The 20,777-nt window shown below is 69.4% G+C and carries 15 protein-coding genes; 3 read left to right on the forward strand and 12 right to left on the reverse strand.

The window, feature by feature from the left end; translation table 11 throughout:
- Nucleotides 1–173: 173 nt before the first annotated feature.
- From IPK27_13370 to IPK27_13400, 7 genes are all read right to left on the reverse strand, one after another.
- Entirely contained in the window at nt 174–929 is a 756-nt protein-coding gene (locus IPK27_13370; GenBank protein MBK8068571.1) for a class I SAM-dependent methyltransferase, read from the reverse strand.
- Nucleotides 930–1,103: 174 nt separating this feature from the next.
- The gene (locus IPK27_13375; protein MBK8068572.1) at nt 1,104–2,477 is read right to left on the reverse strand and encodes a TRAP transporter large permease subunit; all 1,374 of its coding nucleotides are present in this window, start codon (nt 2,475–2,477) and stop codon (nt 1,104–1,106) included.
- Complete coding sequence (locus IPK27_13380) at nt 2,474–3,022, reverse strand: TRAP transporter small permease subunit (protein ID MBK8068573.1); 549 nt, start codon at nt 3,020–3,022, stop codon at nt 2,474–2,476. Before IPK27_13380 ends, IPK27_13375 begins: the two co-directional genes overlap by 4 nt.
- A gap of 282 nt (nt 3,023–3,304) precedes the next feature.
- Complete coding sequence (locus IPK27_13385) at nt 3,305–5,107, reverse strand: cation:proton antiporter (protein ID MBK8068574.1); 1,803 nt, start codon at nt 5,105–5,107, stop codon at nt 3,305–3,307.
- Nucleotides 5,108–5,594: 487 nt separating this feature from the next.
- Nucleotides 5,595–5,858 carry a hypothetical protein gene (locus IPK27_13390; GenBank protein MBK8068575.1) on the reverse strand — a complete coding sequence of 88 codons (264 nt, stop codon included), beginning with the start codon at nt 5,856–5,858 and terminating at the stop codon, nt 5,595–5,597.
- Between the two features lie 100 nt (nt 5,859–5,958).
- Entirely contained in the window at nt 5,959–6,432 is a 474-nt protein-coding gene (locus IPK27_13395; protein ID MBK8068576.1) for a hypothetical protein, read from the reverse strand.
- 1,161 nt (nt 6,433–7,593) lie between these two features.
- The gene (locus IPK27_13400; GenBank protein ID MBK8068577.1) at nt 7,594–8,457 is read right to left on the reverse strand and encodes a lipid A biosynthesis acyltransferase; all 864 of its coding nucleotides are present in this window, start codon (nt 8,455–8,457) and stop codon (nt 7,594–7,596) included.
- 392 nt (nt 8,458–8,849) lie between these two features.
- On the opposite strand from IPK27_13400, the gene IPK27_13405 reads away from it, so the two are divergent.
- The 3 genes from IPK27_13405 to ubiE all read left to right on the forward strand — a co-directional run bounded on the left by IPK27_13405 (nt 8,850) and on the right by ubiE (nt 13,048).
- Nucleotides 8,850–11,132, forward strand: coding sequence for a nitric-oxide reductase large subunit (locus IPK27_13405; protein ID MBK8068578.1), 2,283 nt, complete (start codon nt 8,850–8,852; stop codon nt 11,130–11,132).
- A gap of 575 nt (nt 11,133–11,707) precedes the next feature.
- A complete protein-coding gene (locus tag IPK27_13410) occupies nt 11,708–12,112 on the forward strand; it encodes a SirB2 family protein (protein ID MBK8068579.1) in 405 nt (134 codons plus the stop codon).
- A gap of 189 nt (nt 12,113–12,301) precedes the next feature.
- Nucleotides 12,302–13,048, forward strand: a complete 747-nt coding sequence (gene ubiE / locus IPK27_13415) for a bifunctional demethylmenaquinone methyltransferase/2-methoxy-6-polyprenyl-1,4-benzoquinol methylase UbiE (GenBank protein ID MBK8068580.1) — start codon at nt 12,302–12,304, stop codon at nt 13,046–13,048.
- A gap of 223 nt (nt 13,049–13,271) precedes the next feature.
- Here ubiE and IPK27_13420 read toward each other — a convergent pair whose 3' ends face one another.
- The 5 genes from IPK27_13420 to IPK27_13440 all read right to left on the reverse strand — a co-directional run bounded on the left by IPK27_13420 (nt 13,272) and on the right by IPK27_13440 (nt 20,698).
- Nucleotides 13,272–15,260 (reverse strand): hypothetical protein, encoded by a 1,989-nt coding sequence (locus IPK27_13420; protein ID MBK8068581.1) that lies wholly within the window; start codon nt 15,258–15,260, stop codon nt 13,272–13,274.
- A gap of 264 nt (nt 15,261–15,524) precedes the next feature.
- Nucleotides 15,525–16,655, reverse strand: a complete 1,131-nt coding sequence (locus IPK27_13425) for a VWA domain-containing protein (GenBank protein ID MBK8068582.1) — start codon at nt 16,653–16,655, stop codon at nt 15,525–15,527.
- Nucleotides 16,656–16,998: 343 nt separating this feature from the next.
- Nucleotides 16,999–18,654: a hypothetical protein gene (locus IPK27_13430; GenBank protein MBK8068583.1), complete on the reverse strand. Its 1,656-nt coding sequence runs from the start codon at nt 18,652–18,654 to the stop codon at nt 16,999–17,001.
- Nucleotides 18,655–18,752: 98 nt separating this feature from the next.
- Nucleotides 18,753–19,490, reverse strand: coding sequence for a hypothetical protein (locus IPK27_13435; protein ID MBK8068584.1), 738 nt, complete (start codon nt 19,488–19,490; stop codon nt 18,753–18,755).
- Between the two features lie 125 nt (nt 19,491–19,615).
- On the reverse strand, nt 19,616–20,698 hold the full coding sequence (locus tag IPK27_13440; GenBank protein MBK8068585.1) for an AAA family ATPase: 1,083 nt from the start codon (nt 20,696–20,698) through the stop codon (nt 19,616–19,618).
- Nucleotides 20,699–20,777 lie beyond the last annotated feature (79 nt).

Here is a 20,777-nt window from a genome sequence, read left to right on the forward strand (position 1 = left end):
TGAATCGCACCCGCCCCGAGCTCGTTGGACGCAGAGGCGCAGAGAGAAGCAGAGACTCTGGCTGACTGGCCGGCGTCGAACGACTCCTGGCCACCCGTATCCGTTCGCTTCCTCCTGCTCTTCTCTGCGTCCTCTGCGTCTCCGCGTTTAACCGGCTCGCCTACGCCCCGAGGTCAGGCGGCAACGCCGCGGACCATCACGCGCTTGCCGTAGAGGTGCTGCTCGTAGCCGTCGGCCGGCGGCGGGATCAGGGCGACGTCGCGGAAGCCGATGTGGCGCATGATCCACATCAGGCCTTCGGTGTCGGGCGCCAGGCAGATGCCGGTGGTGGAGGCTTCCGCGGCGTGGGTTTCGTCGATCTCGTCGATGATGCCGAAGCTGCCCTTCAGCGGCCGCACGAAGCGGTAGTTGCCCCAGTCGACGAAGCCGCGCAGGCCCGGCACCACCTGGGTTTCCACCAGGCACAGGCCACCCGGCGCGGTCAGCGCGCGGGCGCGGCGCAGCGCGCCGATGGGATTCTCCAGGTGGTAGATCAGGCCGAAGCAGAGCACCAGCGGATGGGTGCCGAAACGCTCCGGCGTGGTGTCGTGCACATCGCACTGCTCGATGCGGATGCGCCCGAACAGGCCCATCGCCGCGGTCACCGCGCGCGCATCGGCCACATGCTCGTCGCGCGGCTCGATACCGGTGACCTGCTGCACGCCGTGCTGCGTCAGCTGCCACGAGAACCAGCCCTGGTGGCAGGCCAGGTCCACCGCGCTGGCGATCGTCGCATCGCCGAAGTGTCCGCGGATCGTACGGCCCATCATGTCGACACGCGTGGTGTGCACCGCGTCGAGCATGCCGTCGTGGTAGCTCGGCGTGACCCGGCCATCCGGCAGCGGGAAGCGGTAGAACCAGGTCTTGGCGAGGATTTGGTCGGGATTCATGGAAAAAGGAAAAGGGAAAAGGGAAAAAGGGAAGGCAGACAACCGCCTTTGGAACGCGCCGGAGGGTAATCGTTCCCCGTACCCGCGTAGGCCGGGGTGGCGCGCAGCGACTCCCCGGCGCTTTCGCACGAATCCAGAGTGCCGGGGAACGCGCCGATGGCGCGCACCGCCGGCCTACATCTGCTGCGGCAGCCACGTGGCGAGACCCGGGAACAGCGCCAGCACCAGCAGCATGCCAAGCTGGATTGCGATGAACGGGAGCACGCCGCGGTAGATCGCGCTGGTGGGGAAATCCTTCGGCGCGGCGCCGCGCAGGTAGAACAGCGCGAATCCGAACGGCGGCGTAAGGAACGAGGTCTGCAGGTTCAGCGCGAGCAGCACGCCCAACCAGATCGGGTCGACACCGAGCGCCAGCAGTGGCGGCGCCACCAGCGGCACCACGATGAAGGTGATCTCGATGAAGTCGATCAGGAAACCGAGCAGGAACACCACCAGGTTGACGATGATCAGCGCGCCGATCACGCCGCCCGGCAGATCGGTCAGCAGCGCGTGCACCAGGTCGTCGCCGCCGTAGCCGCGGAACACCAGCGAGAACAGCGCGGCCGCGATCAGGATCAGGTAGACCATGCTGGTGACCAGCGCAGTCTTGCGCGCGGTTTCGCGCAGCGCCTTGAGCGACAACTGGCCCGCCGCGCCGGCCAGCACCAGCGCCCCGACAGCGCCGATCGCTGCCGCCTCGGTCGGCGTGGCCAGGCCCCAGACGATCGACCCCAGCACCGCGAAAACCAGCACCACCGGCGGCAGCAGCGCGCGCAGCAGCACGCCAATGCCGGGCGCATGGCGCATCGCCGCCGGCAGCGCGGGCATGCGCTTCGGTTGCAGCCAGGCGACCGCGATCAGGTAGGCCAGGTAGCCGCCGACCAGCACCAGCCCGGGCAGCATCGCGCCGGCGAACAGATCGCCCACCGACACCGTCTTCGGCGCGAAGACTCCCTGCGACAACTGCGCCTTCTGGTAGGCGTTGCCGAGCACGTCGCCGAGCAGCACCAGGATCACCGACGGCGGGATGATCTGGCCCAGGGTGCCGGCCGAGCAGATGGTGCCGGCGGCGATCCGCGGGTCATAGCCGGCGCGCAGCATGGTCGGCAGCGCGATCAGGCCCATCGTCACCACGGTGGCGCCGACGATGCCGGTGCTCGCGGCGAGCACCGCGCCGACCAGCATCACCGAGATCGCGAGCCCGCCGCGCAGCGAACCGAACAGCCCCGCCATAGCGGTGAGCAGGCGCTCGGCGATCTGCGAGCGCTCCAGCATCACGCCCATGAACACGAACAGCGGCACCGCGAGCAGCGTCTCGTTGCCCATGATCCCGAACACGCGGTTGGGGAAGGCGTCGAGGAACACCGGATCGAAGGTGCCGGTGGCAATGCCGATGCCGGCGAACAGCAGCGACACGCCGGCCAGGGTGAAAGCCACCGGCAAGCCCAGCAGCAGCGCCAGCGCGAGCCCGAAGAAAAGCGCGATCGACAGCCAGGCCGCGCCGGTCATGCCACCGCCCCGTGCTGGGTTTCACCGGGCGCCGGCGCACCGGCCAGGAAGGCCGCGAAGCGCGCCGCGCGCGCCAGCGCCTGCACCCCGAGCAGCAGCGCCATCGTCGGGATCAGCGCCTTCTGCAGCCACAGCGCCGGCAATCCGCTCGACTCCTGGCTGCGCTCGCCGATGCGCCAGCTCTGCAGCACATACTGGTCGCTGACCAGCACGACGAAGACCGCGAAAGGCAGCACCAGCAGCAGCATCCCCAGCACTTCCACCCAGGCGCGCGTGCGCGGCGACCAGTGGCGCGACAGCACGTCCACCCGCACATGCTCATCGTGCTGCAGCGCATAGGCGGCGCCGAGCAGGAACACCGCCGAATTCAGCGCCAGCACGCCCTCGCGCAGCCAGGTCTGCGACCACTGCCAGCCATAGCGAAGCAGCACCACGGCGAACTCGCCGGCGACCACCAGCAGCACCAGCACGCCCAGCAGTGCACCGATCCAGCGCACCGGCGCTTCGAGCACTTGGGACAGGCGGATCAGATGGGTGGCAAGCACGGGCGGACTCCGTCGAAGCGGCGCAGCATAGCTTGGAGCTGGTGTTGGTGTGGGTTGTTGGTGTTGGACCGAAGCGGAGCAAGCTCCGCTCTACGGCGCGCGAGTAGAGCCGAGCTTGCTCGGCTGACGCGCCTTCAGGCCCGTCGAACACGGAGACGCCAACCCCCATTCAACGCGGAGACGCAGAGACGCCGGGACTCGGATCGAGCGCGGTTTCCCCCCCGCCCCCCGCCCTCCGGTTTCTCTGCGCCTGGCGTCTCCGCGTTGAATGGGGCCTGAGTATCAGCCGCGCCGGTCGCGCATCCCGCTATCCCCTGCCTCGAACAGCGCGACCAGATCCTTGCGCGACTGCTCAGTGCTCTGGATCAGGGCGGATTCGTCGTCGTAGACCAGGTGCTGCTCGATCAGCAGTTGCTCGTCGAACTGGCGGAAGCGCTCGACGCGCTCGGCGGCATCGTGCGGCTGGAAACCGATGCCTTCGAGCGTGCGCCGGGTCAGTTCCAGCGAGGAATGCAGGGTCTCGCGGATGATCTCGTCGACGCCGAGGTCCATCAGCTTGAAGGCATGCTGGCGGTTGCGCGCGCGTGCCAGGATGCGCAACGACGGATACAGCCGGCGCACCACGCGGGCCACGCGCAGGGAGTGCTCCGGATCGTCCAGCGCGAGGATGAACACCTTGGCCTCGCCCACCTTGGCCGCGCGCAGGATCTCGGGGCGCGCGGGATCGCCGTAGTAGAGCTTGGTGCCGAAGCGGCGGCTGAAATCGACCTGCTCGCTCGACGGCTCGATCACCGTGAACGAAATCTGCTGCGCCGCGAGCACGCGGCCCGGAATCTGGCCGACGCGGCCAAAGCCGGCGATCACCGCGTCGACCTGCTCGCCCGGCAACTGGTCGAACTCGCGCCTGGGTTGCGCGCGCTGCGCGCGGCGGTCGACCAGCGCGACCAGCGCCAGCACCAGCACCGGGGTCAGCGCCATCGCCAGCGCCACCACCAGGTTCAGCAGCGCCGCCAGTTCGGGCGGCAACAGCTGCGCGCGCTCGGCGGTGGCGAATACCACGAAAGCAAACTCGCCGCCCGAGGCCAGCAGCGCCGCCAGCAGCAGGCTGGCGCGCTGGGTGTAGCGGAAGGCCAGGCCGACCGCCCACATCACGCTGACCTGCAGCCCGAGCACGCCGAGCACCAGCGCGAGCACGATCAGCGGCTTCGCCGCGAGCAGCGAGAGGTCCAGGCTCATGCCCACGCCCATGAAGAACAAACCGAGCAGCAGGCCCTTGAACGGCTCGATGTGCGATTCCAGCTCGTGGCGGTACTCGGAATCCGCCAGCAACACGCCGGCGAGGAAGGCGCCGAGTCCCATCGACAAACCGGCCTGCTGCATCAGCAGCGCGGTGCCGAGCACCACCAGCAGCGCGGTCGCGGTGAACACCTCGACCAGGCCGGTGCGCGCGACGATGCGGAACAGCGGCCGCAGCAGGTAGCGTCCGGCGACCACCACCGCGAGGATGCTGCCGATCACCAGTCCCACAGACAGCCACGCCGGCCGTGTCGCGGTCTGCGCTTCCCCCACTGCCAGCAACGGGATCAGCGCCAGCACCGGCACCGCCACCAGGTCCTGGAACAGGAACACGCCGAAGCTGGCGCGGCCGTGTTCCGAGGTCAGCTCCGAGCGCTCGGCGAGAATCTGCACGCCAACGGCGGTGGACGACAGGGCCAGACCGAAGCCGGCGATCGTCGCGGCCGCCAACGGCAGGCCGAGCGCCAGCCCGGCCAGCGCGAACAGCAGTGTCACCAGCCCCATCTGGGTGGCGCCCAGCCCGAACAGCAGCCGGCGCATCACCCACAGCCGCTGCGGCGACAGCTCCAGCCCGAGCAGAAACAGCAGCATCACCACGCCGATTTCGGAGAAGGTCAGCACCAGTCCCGGATCCCCGACCAGCCCGAGCACCTGCGGGCCGATCAGCACGCCGGCGATCAGGTAGCCCAGCACCGCGCCCAGCTGCGCCCGCTTCGACAGCGGCACGGCGAACACGGTCGCCGCGAGGAAGATCACGGCGTAGAGCAGGAAACGGTGTTCGTCGTGCATGGGCGGCGGGCTTGGCGAGTGTGCCGTGATTGTAGGCGGAGCGCCGGGTTGGAGCGGGTGATGGAGCGGGTGTTGGTGTGGGTTGTAGGTGTTGGACCAAGCCGCGGGACCAGCCGCCGGATAGGGTCGGGAAGGCTCGCGCCTCCCCGCCCTCCGAACCGTACGTGCGGTTCTCCCGCATACGGCTCTCCAGTTGGTGGTTTCCTCTGGGATTGGCTCGCCGCTGTCGGGCTTCGGTCATGGTGAAAGTCCGACAGCAGCGAAGAGGCTTGGCCAGCGGTGGTGGCGCAGGGCCGGCCCCGGTCGCTTGTCTTTTTGCGCAGAAGTGCCGCACCGACGACGGAGGAAGCCGTCGAGGATGCGGAAGATTCACGCTGAGCGTGTTTGAGTAGTTGAACCAGCCGCGCAACATTGATTCAGCCCGCGACGATTTGCCCGAGGCTTGCCCTCGGTCCGCCGCCGCCGCGGATCTTCGCCTTCAGCGCCTTCAGGCTCTTGTCGCGACCCAGCGCCGACCCGTCTCGAAGCGGTAGCCCAGGAACTCAAGCCTTGGCCCGCATCCGGCATCGCCCAGCGCCTTGTCCGGATGCAGCTGCAGGCCTTCCGCCGCCACCAGCGCCCACCTCCACGCGGGTCGCTTCCGCTGCGGTCTGCACAGAATCACGAAATCTCGGCATAGCGCCCGGACCAGGCCAGCCAGCTTCACGTCCAGATCGTGCAGGTACAGATTCGCCAGCAGCGGACTGATCACCGCCCCTGCGGCGTGCCGCCGTCGGCTTCCAGCGCTTCAGCTCCTGCCCCTCCAGCCGTCCACCAGCCAAAGCGACTATCGCTGATGGCGCGCCAACCTCTTACCGGTCGTGCGGAATGCTGTCGAAGTACCCCAGGTCGGCATCCACCACCGTGTGGCCCGCCTGCAGCAGCCCATCGACCACTGCAGCGCCAGCCGTCCGGGCGGAACCCGAAACCCGTCGGGCAAACATCTGCTCAAAATCGGTTCGATCACCCGCTTCACCGCCGCTTGCGCCCGCGGTCGCGGACCGTCGGGATACCCAGCGGACGCAACTTGCCGTCCGCCTTCTCGATCTCCACCCGACGACCGGCAGCGGCCGATAACGCCCTGATTCCAGCTCCTGCCCCAACTCACCCAAGTACCGATCCAGATGGCCCGCAAACCGCTCCACGCTCAGCCGATCGACTCCCGCCGCGCCGCGATTCACCAACACCTGTTGCCAGGCCGATCGCAGCGTCGCCGGTCGATATACCTTGTCGATCAAACTGAACCACTTGCCTCCTCGGACGCCGTTGCCCAGCGCCGCCAACATGCGCTCCGTCCAGATCGTGCGGTCTACCCAGGCCCAATCCTCCGGCCGGTTCGACGCCACTTTGCTTAGATCCTGCGATCACTGCCGCAGCTTCGCTTGCGCTCGCTCATCCCAAACTTCCCGCCTCCACCTTCCTGTCCCGCTTCCCTACCCGCGGGTTCTGTGACCGCGGCTCTCGCGTACACCCCAGTAGGACTTAGTCGGGTGTGCCCCCAGCGCGATGTCGCTGCCCCGACAGCGAAGCCATTCCCCACGATGCCGACACGGTACTACCAGGACTCGACCCTGCGACCGTCACCACGGCCACAGGTCTCCCCGCTTCACCCACCCACACGTCCTCGACGTTCCGCCTCCAACCACGGACGGCCCGGCCATCGCTTTAGCAGCCAAATCAGCGTGACCAGTCACTTCCAGACTTCGCCTTCTCCCAGCCAGCTCGTCGCCGTTCCACGCCGAATCGAGTTCGTCAACCTACGGACCGCCAGTTCGCTTCCGGTTGCTCTCCACCCCATCTGCGACGCAGTTACCTTCAGCTACGGGGACTTGGCTTACCCCGACACGGACTTCCACCGTGCTGTGTGAGTGCGCTCGCGGGCGCACTGGGAGCGGCTTCAGCCGCGATCTTTGCTGACGGCCGCAGGAAAAGATCCCCGACAGAGTCGGCTCTCACCAAACATCCGATACCTCATTGATCTGAAAAGCATTTTGTCCGCAAAGGACGCGAAGGACGCAAAGAAGAGCGGAAACCGCTTTCGCTTCCTTTGCGTTCTTTGCGTCCTTTGCGGACAAGAAAAGTGGCGCGGGTCGCGAAGAAGTTCGATGCGCGAATAAGCGCACCGCCAGGGGCGACCGGAACTCTCACCGAACATGTCGCAAGACATTGATTCAGCAATGACAATTCGGAGTGCACGAGGGCACGAGGGCAAGAGGGCACGCAAAGGCGCTCTTTCGCACCGAAGCGGCTCTTGCGTGCCCTCGTGTCCTCGTGGCCTCGTACCCAGTTGGATGCGCGAACAAGCGCACCGGCAGGCAGGGCCGACAACCCGCCACCCCAACCAACACTAACAACCCACACCAACACCAGCCCTTGCGCCAACATCAACAACCGACACCAACACCAGCCCTTGCGCCAACACCAACAACCCACACCAACACCAGCCCTTACCGATACGGCGAGGCCGCCCCATCCGGCTGGATGCCAAAGCGCTTGTAGGTCCATTGGTACTGCGCCGGACACTGGCGCGCCAGCGCCTCGATCGCGGCGTTCATCGCCGCCGTGTCGGGCGCGCCGCCGAGGTCGATGAAGCGCACCGCAAAGCCCGCGCCGCGCGGCAGGCGTTCTACCCAGGCGTACAGCACGCGCGCGCCGGTGCGCTGGGCGAGTTTGGGGAACAGCGCCATGGTCAGCGCCGGGTGGCCGAAGAAGGGGGCGAAATCGCCCTCGCCCACCTTCGGCTGCTGGTCCGGCAGGATGCCGACCACGCCGCCGTCCTTCAGCCGCTTGAGCAGGGTGCGCACACCGGCGGGCTCGGCGCGCACCGGCTCGGCGCCGAGGCGTCCGCGACAACGGTTGATCAGCGTCTCCACCCAGGCCAGGCGTGGCGGACGGTAAAGGATCGCCACCGGCGCGGTGCGGCTCAGGTACAGGTTCAGCGCCTCCCAGGCGCCCAGGTGCGGCGCTGCGATCAGCACGCCTTTGCCGGCGGCGATCGCGTCGAGAAACAGGCGCTCGCCCTCGACCACCCGGATCGCGCGCGCCAGGGTGGCGGGGCTGCGCGACCACAGCCAGGGCAGTTCCAGCGCGGTGCGCCCGGTCTCGGCCAGGGTGCGCCGCAGCAGCTCGTCCCGCGCGGCGGTGTCCAGCTCCGGAAAGCACAGGCGCAGGTTGATCGCCGCCACTCGCGCCTCACGAAAGCCAGCGCGTAGCCACAACCAGCCGAGTCCCGCACCCAGCAGATGCAGCAGCACCAGCGGCAGTCGGCCCAACAGCCACAGCAGCGTTTGAATCGAACGCGACAAGACCATGAATCGGCGAACTCAGGGGCGGCGAGCATAGCCCCGCCGAATGGCGCGCGCGGCATGCAGGCATCGTTGCGTCGTGGTGAGCCTGGTGTTGATCGCGTGGAAGCTGATCGGGAACAAGCGCTGGTCGCGCTGCGCATGGACCTTGCCCCGATCGGCGCATCCCAACGGAGATTCCGCCATGACAACCAACCCGGCGATCGCCCGCAGTCTTCCGCCGGCGCTCCGATGTGAAACGCGACCAGATCTCAAGACGCCTTGACCCACATCAGGTGCGGACATCAATTCGGCGGTCGCCGGGTGCGAATCGCTCGCATCTGACCCAGGTCATTTTCGCGCGCGGGGTACCCCGAGGAGCATCCGCTGCGACACATTCCAATTCCGCGGAGGCGGCCATGTCAGATACCCGAAAGCTATGGACGATCCTGAGCCTGCTGCTCATTTCATCGTTCTCCGTGCTGCTGTGGATGGGCAGCGAGATTTACCGCCAGGCACCGCCCGTGCCGGCGGCGTTCCAGAGCAGCAACAGCGAGGTCCTTTACACCCGGGACGACATCCAGACCGGGCGCGAGGTCTGGCAGTCGATCGGCGGCATGCAGCTCGGCTCGATCTGGGGCCACGGCAGCTATGTCGCCCCCGACTGGAGCGCCGACTGGCTGCACCGCGAGGCGCTGGCGCTGCTCGACATCTGGGCGCAGCGCGAGTTCGGCCGCAGCTACGCCGAACTGGCGGTCGGCCAGAAGGCAGGGCTGGAAGCCCGGCTGCGCGAGGAAGTCCGCGCGAATACCTTTGACCCTGAAACCGGAAGGGTGACGCTTTCGCGCGACCGCATCGCCGCGGCGCGCGTGGTAGCGCAGCACTACTTCGGCCTGTTCGGCTCCGACCCGGCCTTCCAGGGGCTGCGCGAGAACTATGCGATGAAGGAAGGCACCATCCCGGACGACGCGCGACGAGCGAAGCTCGGCGCCTTCATCCACTGGGCCGCCTGGGCCGCCGTCACGCAGCGCCCCGGCAGCGAGATCAGCTACACCAGCAACTGGCCGTCGGATCCGCTGGTGGGCAATGAGCCCACGTCCGACATCTTCCTGTGGACGGTGTTCAGCTTCCTGTTCCTGATCGCCGGCGTGGGCGCGCTGGTGTGGTACCACGCCGCGCACGGCAACCATTCCGACGATCCGGTGCCGCCCAAGACCGATCCACTCGCCGGCCTGGCACTGACGCCATCGATGAAGGCCACCGCGAAGTACTTCTGGGTGGTCTGCGCGCTGTTCCTGGTGCAGATCCTGCTGGGCGCCTTCACCGCGCACTACCAGGTCGAAGGCCAGGAGTTCTACGGCTACAAGATCGCGGAAGTCCTGCCCTACTCGCTGACGCGCTCCTGGCACACCCAGATCGGCGTGCTGTGGATCGCGACCGCCTGGCTCGGCACCGGCTTGTTCATCGCGCCGGCGATCGGCGGGGTGGAGCCGAAGTTCCAGCGTGCGGGCGTCAATTTCCTGTTCGCCTGCCTGCTGATCATCGTGGTCGGTGCCTTCACCGGGCAGTGGTTCGCGGTGATGCAGAAGATGGGCCTGGCGGAGAACTTCTGGTTCGGCCACCAGGGCTGGGAATATGTCGACATCGGCCGCTTCTGGCAGGCCTTCCTGTGGGTTGGCCTGATCCTGTGGCTGCTGCTGATGGGCCGCGCGCTGTGGCCGGCCATGCGCCGCCGCGACGAGACCCGCTCGATCGTCACCCTGCTGTTCCTGTCGACGGTCGCGATCGGCCTGTTCTACGGCGCCGGCCTGCTGTGGGGCCGCCACACCCACATCTCGATGGTCGAATACTGGCGCTGGTGGGTGGTGCACCTGTGGGTCGAGGGCTTCTTCGAAGTGTTCGCCACCGCCGTGATCGCCTTCCTGTTCGTGAAGCTCGGTCTGGTGCGCGGGCGCACCGCGACCGCCGGCGTGCTGTTCGCGACGGTGATCTTCCTCACCGGCGGCGTGCTCGGCACCGCGCACCACTGGTACTGGGCCGGCACGCCGACTTCGATCATCGCCATCGGCGCGAGCTTCTCCGCGCTGGAGGTGGTGCCGCTGGCGCTGATCGGCTTCGAGGCCTTCGACACCTACCGCAAGAGCTCGGCGACGCCGTGGATGGCGCGCTACCGCTGGCCGATCCTGTTCTTCGTCGCGGTCGCCTTCTGGAACCTGGTCGGCGCCGGCCTGTTCGGCTTCCTGATCAACCCGCCGCTGGCGCTGTACTACATGCAGGGCCTGAACCTGACGCCGCTGCACGGGCACACCGCGCTGTTCGGCGTGTACGGCATGCTCGGCATCGGCCTGATGCTGTTCGTGCTGCGACTGCTGAAGCCGCAGGCAGTGTGGGACGGCGCACTGCTCGGCCGTGGTTTCTGGGCGCTCAACATCGGTCTGGTCGGCATGGCCCTGCTGTGCCTGCTGCCGATGGGCGTGCTGCAGGTGACCGCCGCCATCGAACACGGATACTGGTACGCGCGTTCGGCCGAGTTCATGCAAGGCGCGATCATCGAGACCCTGGTCTGGCTGCGCGTGCCCGGCGATGTGATCTTCTCGGTCGGCGCGCTGTGCATCGCGTGGTTCGTGGCACGGCTGTGGCTGCTGCCGAAGCAGAGTGCGGAATTGACCGTCGATGGCGGCGAGGTCCAGGCGAAGGCCTGAGGCCAGGTAGGAGCGGGGGAGGTGAAGCGGGGCGGGTGAAGCGGGGCAAGGGACCAACTGCACGGTGCAAATGGTGGTGTGTCGTGGTGCGCAGCTGAAACAGACTTCAAAGCTCATGCGGAGCCAGTGGCTGGGCCCCCGACCCCTGCCCCGCTTCATCGCCCCCGCTTCATCTCCGCCAGGTAGGAGCGGGGGAGGTGAAGCGGGGCGGGTGAAGCGGGGCAAGGGACCTGCCAGGCGGTGCAAATGGTGGTGGGGCTGACAAATGGGACCAGGCTGGCCGACCCTGCTTGGCCCCGCTTCTCCAGAGGGGGGGGGACCTGCCAGGGGCGGTGGTGGGGTGGCAGCGAAGATCTCAAGCTCATGGGAGCCAGTGGCGGGCCCCGACCGCCCCGCTTCGCCCGCTTCATCTCCCCAGGAGGGGGGGAGGGAGGAAGGGGCGGGACCGAGGCGGTGCAAATGGTGGTGTGTCGTGGTGCGCAGCTGAAACAGATCTCAAAGCTCATGCGGAGCCAATGGCTGGACCCTCTCCCCCTGCCCCGCTTCATTCCCCCGCTTCATCCCGATTCCCCGCCATGATCGAGTTCTACCCCCAGATCAAGTCGATCCACGTCTGGCTGGTGATGGCCAGCGGCAGCCTGTTCCTGCTGCGCGGGCTGCTGGTGCTGGCCGGACAGCCTTTCGGCAACCACGTGGCGCTGAAGTACCTGAGCTACACCATCGACACCGCGCTGCTGACCGCGGCCTTCATGCTGATGACCATGCTGCACATGTACCCGATCAGCCACGACTGGCTGACGCTGAAGGTGCTGCTGCTGGTGGTCTACGTGGTGCTCGGCGTGCAGGCGCTGCGCCGCTGCCGTACCCAGGCCGCGCGCCTGGGCTGGTTCGCCGCCGCGCTGGCGACTTACCTCACGATGTTCGGTATCGCCCGCGCGCACCATCCGCTCGGGTGGCTGCGCTGGTGGGGGTGGGTGTAGCGAGGGCTGAAAAGGCGGGGCAAGGGGAAGGGGGCAGGGGGTCTGGTTGACGGCGCTTTGGTGTCCAGAGGCAACTTGCGGACCGGGAGGCTGGCAACCCGACCCTGCCGCCGTCCAGGTCCCCTGCCCCCTTCCCCTTGCCCCGCCTTTCCAGCGTCCCGGCCATCGTCCCGCGCTATCCTCCCGCCCATGGACAAACCCACCACCCATTTCGGCTACCGCGACGTTCCGGTGGCCGAGAAGAAGGACCTCGTCGGCGCCGTGTTCAGCTCGGTGGCCTCGCGCTACGACGTGATGAACGATCTGATGTCGCTTGGCCTGCACCGGCTGTGGAAGCGGCATTTCGTGGCCTGCGCGAATGTGCGGCCGGGCGACCGGGTGCTCGATCTGGCGGGTGGCACCGGGGATATCTCCGGGCTGATGGCGCCGCTGGTGGGCGACCAGGGCCTGGTGGTGCTGTCCGACATCAACGCCGAGATGCTGGTGCGCGGGCGCGACCGGATGCTCGACGAGGGGCATTCGGCGCGCATCGCCACCGCGCGCGTCAATGCCGAGGCGCTGCCGTTCCCGGACCGCAGCTTCGACGTGGTCACCATCGCCTTCGGCCTGCGCAATGTCACCGACCAGCCGCGCGCCCTCGCCGAGATGCGCCGCGTGCTGCGCCCCGGCGGGCGCGCGCTGGTGCTGGAGTTCTCCGAAGTCCGCCAGCCGCTGCTGAAGCCGCTGTACGACGTGTATTCCTTCAGCGTGCTGCCGCTGCTCGGGCGCGTGGTGGCCAAGGATGAGGACAGCTACCGATACCTCGCCGAGTCGATCCGCAAACACCCCAACCAGGAAACCCTGGCCGGGCTGATGCGCGACGCCGGCCTCGAACGCGTGTCCGTGCGCAACCTGCTCGGCGGCATCGTGGCCATCCACTCGGGCTACGCCGTATAGCCCCTTTCAACGCGGAGACGCGAAGGGCCTGACCCGGTTAAACGCAGAGACGCAGAGGACGCAAAGGAACGCAGAGAAAAGCGCTTGAAGCTCTTCTCCGCGCCTCTGCGCCTCCGCGTCCAATTGGGTTCGCAAGTCCGCTGCGTCTTCGAGTGGAATGGTGGCCAGCAGTTGCAGAGAAAGGCCCTTGAAGCTCTTCTCCGCGCCCTCTGCGTCTCCGCGTTTAATTGACTGCTTGTCCCAAGGAGCCGGCCAGCGCCTCGCGCGTCAGCTGCAGGTGCAGCAGCAGGTCGATAGCCGCGTCGGCCAGTGCCGAAGCCTCGCCACGCGCGGGATCCTCGATGGCGAGCGCCAGCGCGAGCGTCGCATCGGCCAGGTCCTCCCATCCGACACGCCGGAGTTGGGTGGCGAGTTCGCGTCCGCGGGTCGACCAACCCGCGGCGCCGGCGCCCGAGAGCAGGCGGCTGGCGAGCCAGTCGCCCGCCCGGTCCAGCACCTGCGCCAGCGGGTCCTGGGCGGCGGGCACGGCGCCGATCGGTAGATCGCGCACCGCGCCATCGGGCAGCGCCAGGTCCGGGATGACCAGCGACGCACCGTCGCTGAGCGCCCAGGGATCCAGTTCGGGCAGGCCGCCGGTGTCGCGCAGGGTGCCAGCAACGTGTCTCGGTGGATTGGCGGCGGTCAGCGCCCGCGCCAGCGCGTCGAGCGCACCGGGCGCCGCGCGCTCCCACGGGCGCGTCAGCAACAGCGCCTCGTCGTCGGCATCGACGAGCAGCGCGTGCACGCTCTGGGTGGCCGGGTCGAATCCCACCTCGCTGATCGCCGTCGGCGCGAACACCACGTGGTCGGCCAGTGCATGCCGCGGGCGCAACAGCGCGGGCGGCAGGTGCGCGCGTGCCTCGCGCCAGGCGGCGAGCCTTGTGACCACCAGCGCGGGCGGCAGCTCGGACCAGTCGGCCGATTGCCCGAGCAGCGAAGTGCGCCCGCCATGGCCGGCGCCCAGACGAAGCTCGCCATCGGCGCGTCGATGTGCGCTGACGGTGACCAGTTGGCCTTGGGCCAATTCCACCAGGCGCCCGCTGTTGCTGACCCGCGCCTGCTGGTTGCGGGTCACCGCGGCAGCAGCGGACTGCCCGGCATTGTCCCAGCGACAGGTCCAGGCGATTCGCGCGGAGGTGTCCGGATCGTGCAGCGCCACGCGCGCGCTGCGCTGCTCGCCGTCGGCCTCGATGCGCAGTCCGAGCGCGCGCAGGCGCACGCGCGCCAGCGGGGTTTCCAGCTTCTCGCCGATGCCGAGCGCATGCTGCGCGGCAAGCTCGCCGCCGCCGCGCGCGGCGCGCAGGCGCGCGCCCAACTCCGCCAGCAGCGGCAGCCCGTCCAGCAGGTGGAAGCGCGCGCTGCGCGCATCGAAAGCCACCAGCCACTGCTCCAGGGCCTGCAGCGCCAGCTGCACCCAGGTGGCACCGACCCGACCCGCCGCCTCCAGCGCCTGGGTCAGTGGCGGCGCGTGGCGCGCGCCGCCATCGGCCAGCCCGTGGCGCAGCAGCGCGGCGATGAGCGGCTTCAGCGCCTCGCCCAGGCCATCGGCCGCCACCGCGCGCGCGCCGAGTTGCACCCGCAGCTGCGGCGCGGCGGCATCCTGCGCGTCGGCCAGGCGGAAGGCCCAGGCGGCGAGCACCACGCAGGCGCGATGATCCGCCGGGGTGGCATCCGACTGCGCCGCGCCCGGGTCGTCGCCGCCGTGGAAACGCACGGCCGCATGCGGCAGCAGCGCGGTCGGCACCGGGTCGGCCGGCGACGCGCGGCGCACATCGACCAGCAGCCCGGCGGCGCGCAGGCGCTCGGCCTGCGCCCATGCGGTGGCGCCGGCCCAGGCCTTGAGCGCTTCCTCGCTGGCCGCGCCGGGAGACGCCAGGGCCGGCGCCGCTTCCGCGCTCCCGGCGCGCCGTTGCCAGGCCAGCACCACGATCAGCCGGTGGCGGCACAGCGCCGCGCCACAGGTGCAGCACGCGTCGGCCACGCCCTGCCCCGGCGCGAACTCGGTACGCACGCCGTCGGCGAACTCCGCGCGCAGCACTCCATCCGCGCCGCGCCCGAGCTGCGCCGGCGCGCCCGCCTCCACCTCACGCTGGGCGCGCTTGACCAGGCCCAGGTTGGTCAACTGGGCGAGGGCTTCGGGGGTCAGGCGGAGCAGCGGATCGGGGGCGGTCATGCGGAGCCCCGTGCTTTGCGCCGGTTGTTGGTTGTTGGTTGTTGGTTGTTGGCGGCGAAATGCGCACGCCGCAGGCCTATGGGAGCGGCTTCAGCCGCGATCTTCTCCTGGCGGCCGCTGGAAACATCGCGGACAGAGTCCGCTCCCACAGGCTTTCGGATTGCCGGCTCCTGCTGCCAACAACCAACAACCAACGACTTACAACCGGCCGCGTCCCAGACTCCGCGAGACATTCCGGCGTCGCATCGAGCATTGTCTCCCACCCTAGCCACGCAACTTCTCCCCGATCCACTTCGCCAGTTGTCCGGGGGTCATCGCGCCGACTTCGGCGCCGACGTCGACCAGGCGCTTCGCCAGCGCGCGGTCGTAGGCGGGTTCGGCCTTGTCGTCGAGGGCGGCGAGGCCGAGGACGCGGGTGCCCTGGGCGACCAGGTCGCGGGTCAGGCCAACCAGGCGCTGCGGCGAACCGCCCTCGAAGAAATCGGTGATCAGGACGACGATCGCGCGGCGCGGCGCGCTGATGCGCTGCGCGGCGTAGGCCAGCGCGCCGGCGATGTCGGTGCCGCCGCCGAGTTGCACCTTCATCAGGCACTCGACCGGATCCTCGATGCGGTCGGTGAAATCGACCACCTGGGTGTCGAAGGCGATCAGATGGCTCTGCACCCCGGGCAGCCCGTGCAGACAGGCCGCGGTGACGGCCGCGTGGATCACGCTCGGCACCATGCTGCCGCTCTGGTCGACCACGATCAGCAATTGCCAGCGGTCGAGCTGGCGCCGGCTGCGGGTGGCGAACAGCGCGCGCTCGATGCCGAGCTGGCGGCGCTGCGGATCGTAGTGCTTGAGGTTGGCGCGCAGCGTGGCCTGGGCGTCGAAATTGCGCGCATTGGCGTGGCGCGTGCGCCGGCGGCGGTTCAAGGTGCCTGCGGTGGCCTGGCGGATCTCGCGCGCGAGCTTCTCCATCAGCTCGCGCACCACCCGCGCGACCAGCTGGCGCGCCATCGCCAGCACCTGCGGGTTCATCAGGTGGCGGGTGCGCATGACCGCTTCGAGCAGCGCCGGATTCGGCTCGATGCGTTCCAGCACCTTCGGATCGGTGACCAGCTCGACGATCCCGTAACGCTCCACCGCATCGCGTTCGAGGCGCTCGATGGTCTCCTTCGGGAACAGCCGGTGAACCTCGTTGATCCACTCGGGAACCGACAGGCTGCTCGGCCCGCTGCCACCCTCGCGCCCCATCTGCTCGCGCGCCGCCTCGCCCTGCTCGCGCCCGTAGAGCCATTCGAGCGCGGCCTCGCTGGCCAGCGCATCGCCCGACAGCCCGCCGCAGGCGTTCTCGGCGGCAGCGCCGAGCAGCAGGCGCCAGCGGGTCAGGGTGGGGTCGGTGGTGGGGGGCATCAGGATTTCGATTCGATCAGGGAAAGGGGGGGAGGGGAGGGGGGGGGTGGTGTTCCGTAATGGGGAAGGAGATTTCCGATGAATTTTGCGGCGGGGCAAGGCGAGGAGGAGTCATAGCAGGGCTATGGCGACGACGAGCAACGCCGCATCGGCGCAAAAGGCGCGGAAATAATTCAAGGTAATTCCGGAACACCACACTAGGGACCTGATTCGGGACTTGGGACGGGCACCTCGGTACTCGGATGCACGTGGTGCAGCTTCGAACGGACTCGAGGGATGGTTCTCGCCTGGCTACCCGTCCCTCGCCCCCTGCCCCCTGCCCCGCTCTTCCGCCTTTCGTACCTCATTCCAGCCCCCATCGCCGCATCGCCTCGCGCACGCGCGCCTGCAGCGCGGCGCCGCGCGCGGCGGCGCCGACGTCATCGGGCAGGGTCAGCAGCGCCGCGGCCAGGCCACTGCCGCGGCCGTGCAGGCGCGCGACCATCTCGGCGATGGCGGCGCGCTCGCGTGGCGGGAACCAGTTGAAGGCCTGGCGCAACGCCGGCAGGGCGACCAGGAATTCGTCGTCGCCATAACCGGCGACCAGTGCGTCGAGCGCACCGATCAGGCCGGCGGCGCGGGTGGCGACATCGCGCGCCAGCGCGAACAATCCGATCAGCCAGTCGCCGAGCGCCTGCGCGGTGGGCAGGCGGCGCGCAGCGGCGGTCACTGCGGCCTCGTCGAAGTGCGCATCGTCTTCGGCTTCCGCCGCCTGCCACAGCGCGCCGGCGGCGGCGCCGCGCAGCGCCGGCGCCGCCTCGGGGTCGAGCGCGCGCCGCTGCAGCAACTCGGCCAGCGCGGTCGCATGGTCTGCATCCTCGCTGCGCGCGCGGCGCCAGGCGAGGAAGCGCACCGCATCGATGTCCGCCGGATCGGCGCTGGCGCTGACGCCCTGGCGGCCCTCGATCAGCCAGGACAGGCGCTGCTCCACCAGCACCAGCAGCGGATCCAGCAGCGCGGCCAGGTCGGCGCCCCAGAAACCGGCGTCGGCGAGCGCGCTCATGCGCCGGCCGGCCTGCGCCAGCGCGGTCCAGTCGGCCGAATGCGCCAGCGCGGCCTGCGCCGCCGCGGCCAGGCGCGCACCGAGGTCGAGGTAGCCGCAGCGCAGCGCGGACAGCACCGCGTCCAGCAACTGCGCCGGTCCGGCGGCGCGCGCCCGGTCTTCCAGCTTGCGCGCGGCGGCCTCGGCCAGCGTGGCGCCCCAGGCGCCGGCCTCGATCAGCTGCGCGCGCTGCTGCCCCGGCGCCGTCAGGGTCCAGCGCTCCTGGTAGTGCTGGTCGACGCTGAGCGCGCGCGCGGCGCCCGCCGCGGCGACGCCATCGAGCGCAAATCCGGCGATCTCGAGCGTGCGCAGCCGCCACAGGATCTCGCCGCGCTGGCTGTCGTCGCGCCGGCGCCGGTCCAGTTCGAGCTTGCGCGGCCCGCTCGGCGCTTCCAGGTCGTGCGCCGCGAGCAACGCCAGCACCTCGTCGACCAGCGGCGGCTGCGGCGTGCCGCTGGCCAGCGCGCCGCGGCCATCGCCCGCGAGCACGCGCAGTGCAGACCGCAGCCGCGCATCGGTGGTGCCGGCCATCCGCCGCGCATTCCACGGCGGCGGCTCGTCCAGCGCGCTGTCGCACAACGCGTCGAGCAGCCCGTCGAGCACATCGCTGCGCAGCGGCACGACATGCCCGCGCAGCTGTGCCAGCCCCAGGATCCGCGCCCGCGCCTGCACCAGTTGCGCCGTCGCCAGCGGCTGGCGCGCCTTGCGCAGCGCCGCGACGATAGTCGTCAGCGTCCGCATGCCCGCAGCCGCGGTCCCGTCCCGCCACTGCCAGCGATACCACAAGGGAGAGGGCATCCCGGCGCCATAACCGGCGTAGGCGTCCAGTTGCAGCTCGCTGTAGGGCACGAGGTAGGAGCCGACGCGGGTGAGGGTGGCGGGCGGGGTGAGGGTGGGCTCGGCCTCTGACGAGGGCACGAGGGCCTCTGACGAGGGCACGAGGGCACGAGGGCACGAGGGCACCGGGTGCTGGCAGATCGCGGAGCGCGCTTCGTCGAAGGCGCTTCGGGCTGCGATCAGGGTCCGATGCTCGCGGCCTCCTCGTGCCCTCGTGCCCTCGTGCCCTCGTGTCCTCCTTTTTCACTGCGCCCTCCCGCAATCAACGCCCCCCGATGCCACCCGCCACACACCACCAGCACCGGGCCCGGGGTGGCGCAGGCCCAGGCGATCCATTCGCGCATGTGGGCTTCGCGGGCCTGGTCGGAGGGGTGGCCGGGTTCGTCGGCGCGCAGTTCGTCGAAGTAGTGGTCGAGCGCGGCTTGCAGCGCCACGGTGCGCTCCGGATCGACACCGATCGCATCGGCATCGCGCTCGTACAGGTGGTCCCACAGGGCATCGTCGCCGTCGACGCCGAAGCGCCGCTGCAACAAGGCGCTTACGCGCGCATAGCGCTCACGCCCGGGCAGCGTGTTCAGGGTGTAGCGCTGCGGCAACTCGCGCGCGCCCTCGTGCCAGTAAGGCAGGTCCATGAAGCGCACCCGCGCGCCGACCTCGCGGGCGGCCTGCATCGCCGCCCACTCGGGCGCGAACTCGGCAAACGGCGCGTGGCAGCTCGCCGTGCCCTGCTCATCCCCGTGATAGCTGTAGATCGCGATCGGCAGGGTGTGCGGCAGCGCCAGCTCATCCAGCCGCGCATTGAAGTCGCTCGGCCCCTCGATCAGCACCGTGTGCGGCCTGATTTCCCGGATACGCGCCCGCACCAGCCGCGCACAGGCGGGCGAGTAGTGGCGGATGCCGAGGATGTGGGGCTTCATGCGGGACGTGCCTGGTCGTGAATTGCGTCAAACGTCAAACGGAAAACGTCAATGGGTGCGCGGCCAATTGACGTTTCACGTTTCACATTTGACCCTGCTTGCCAGCAGCCATGACAACTCCAGTGCTATCCCGGCAGCCGATGCCTCGCCTCCCACAACGCCCGCCACGCCGCGCCCTTGCGTTTGGCGACGCGCTGGTCGAGGTAGCGGCGGAGTTTCTTGAGGTCGTCGGGATCGTCCTTGACTGCGGTGCCGGCGAGCGCCTCGACGATGTCGCCGGGTTCGCCGCGGTCGCCGCGCAGGTAGTGGCCGCGCAGGCCGATGGCGCAGGCCACGCTGACCGCCTCGGCGGTCGAGAGCACGGTGGACATGCGCTCCATGCCGCCGCCTTCGGCATCGACGCCCTGGCGCAGTTCGCGGAAGCTGGCCACCAGCACTTCGAGCACTTCGCGCGGCGGGGCGAAGGGCACGCCGGACTCGGCCAGCAGGCGGGTGGCTTCGCGTTCGACCAGGGCCAGTTCCTCGTCCAGGTCGGCGATCGGGAACACGGTCTCGAAGGCGAAGCGGCGCTTCAGCGCGGCGCTCATCTCGTTGACACCGCGGTCGCGGATGTTGGCGGTGGCGATCAGGTTGAAGCCGGCGCGCGCGTATACCGCGGCGGCCTCGCCGAGTTCCGGGATCATCAGCACGCGCTCGCTGAGCACGCTGAGCAGTCCGTCCTGCACCTCGGCCGGGCAGCGGGTGATTTCCTCGAAGCGCACCAACTTGCCTTCGCGCATGCCATTGAGCAGCGGCGCCGGCACCAGCGCGCGCTCGCTCGGGCCCTCGTTGAGCAGCAGGGCGTAGTTCCAGCCGTACTTGATCTGGTCCTCGGTGGTCGCCGCGCCGCCCTGGATGGTCAGGGTGGAATCGCCGCTGATCGCCGCCGCGAGCAGTTCGCCGAACAGCGACTTCGCCGTTCCCGGCTCACCCACCAGCAGCAGCGCGCGGTTGCTGGCCAGCGTCACCAGCGCACGCTCGACCAGTGCCGCCGGCAGCACCAGCTTGGCGCCCGCGCCCGGCCCATCGCCGAGGATGAAGCTGCGTACCGCGTGCATCGACAACTGCCAGCCGGGCGGGCGCGGGGCCTTGTCGGCCTTGCGCAGGCGCGCCAGTTCGTCGGCGTGTTGCGCCTCGGCGGCGGGGCGTTGCAGGGAGGCAGGCTTCATCGCGGCGCATCCGTACGAGGGCACGAGGGCACGAGGGCACGAGGGCACGCAAGAGCCACGAGCCGCGGCGCTCCGGCTT

It is taken from the genome of Rhodanobacteraceae bacterium (assembly GCA_016713135.1).
Taxonomy (GTDB): Bacteria; Pseudomonadota; Gammaproteobacteria; order Xanthomonadales; family SZUA-5; genus JADKFD01.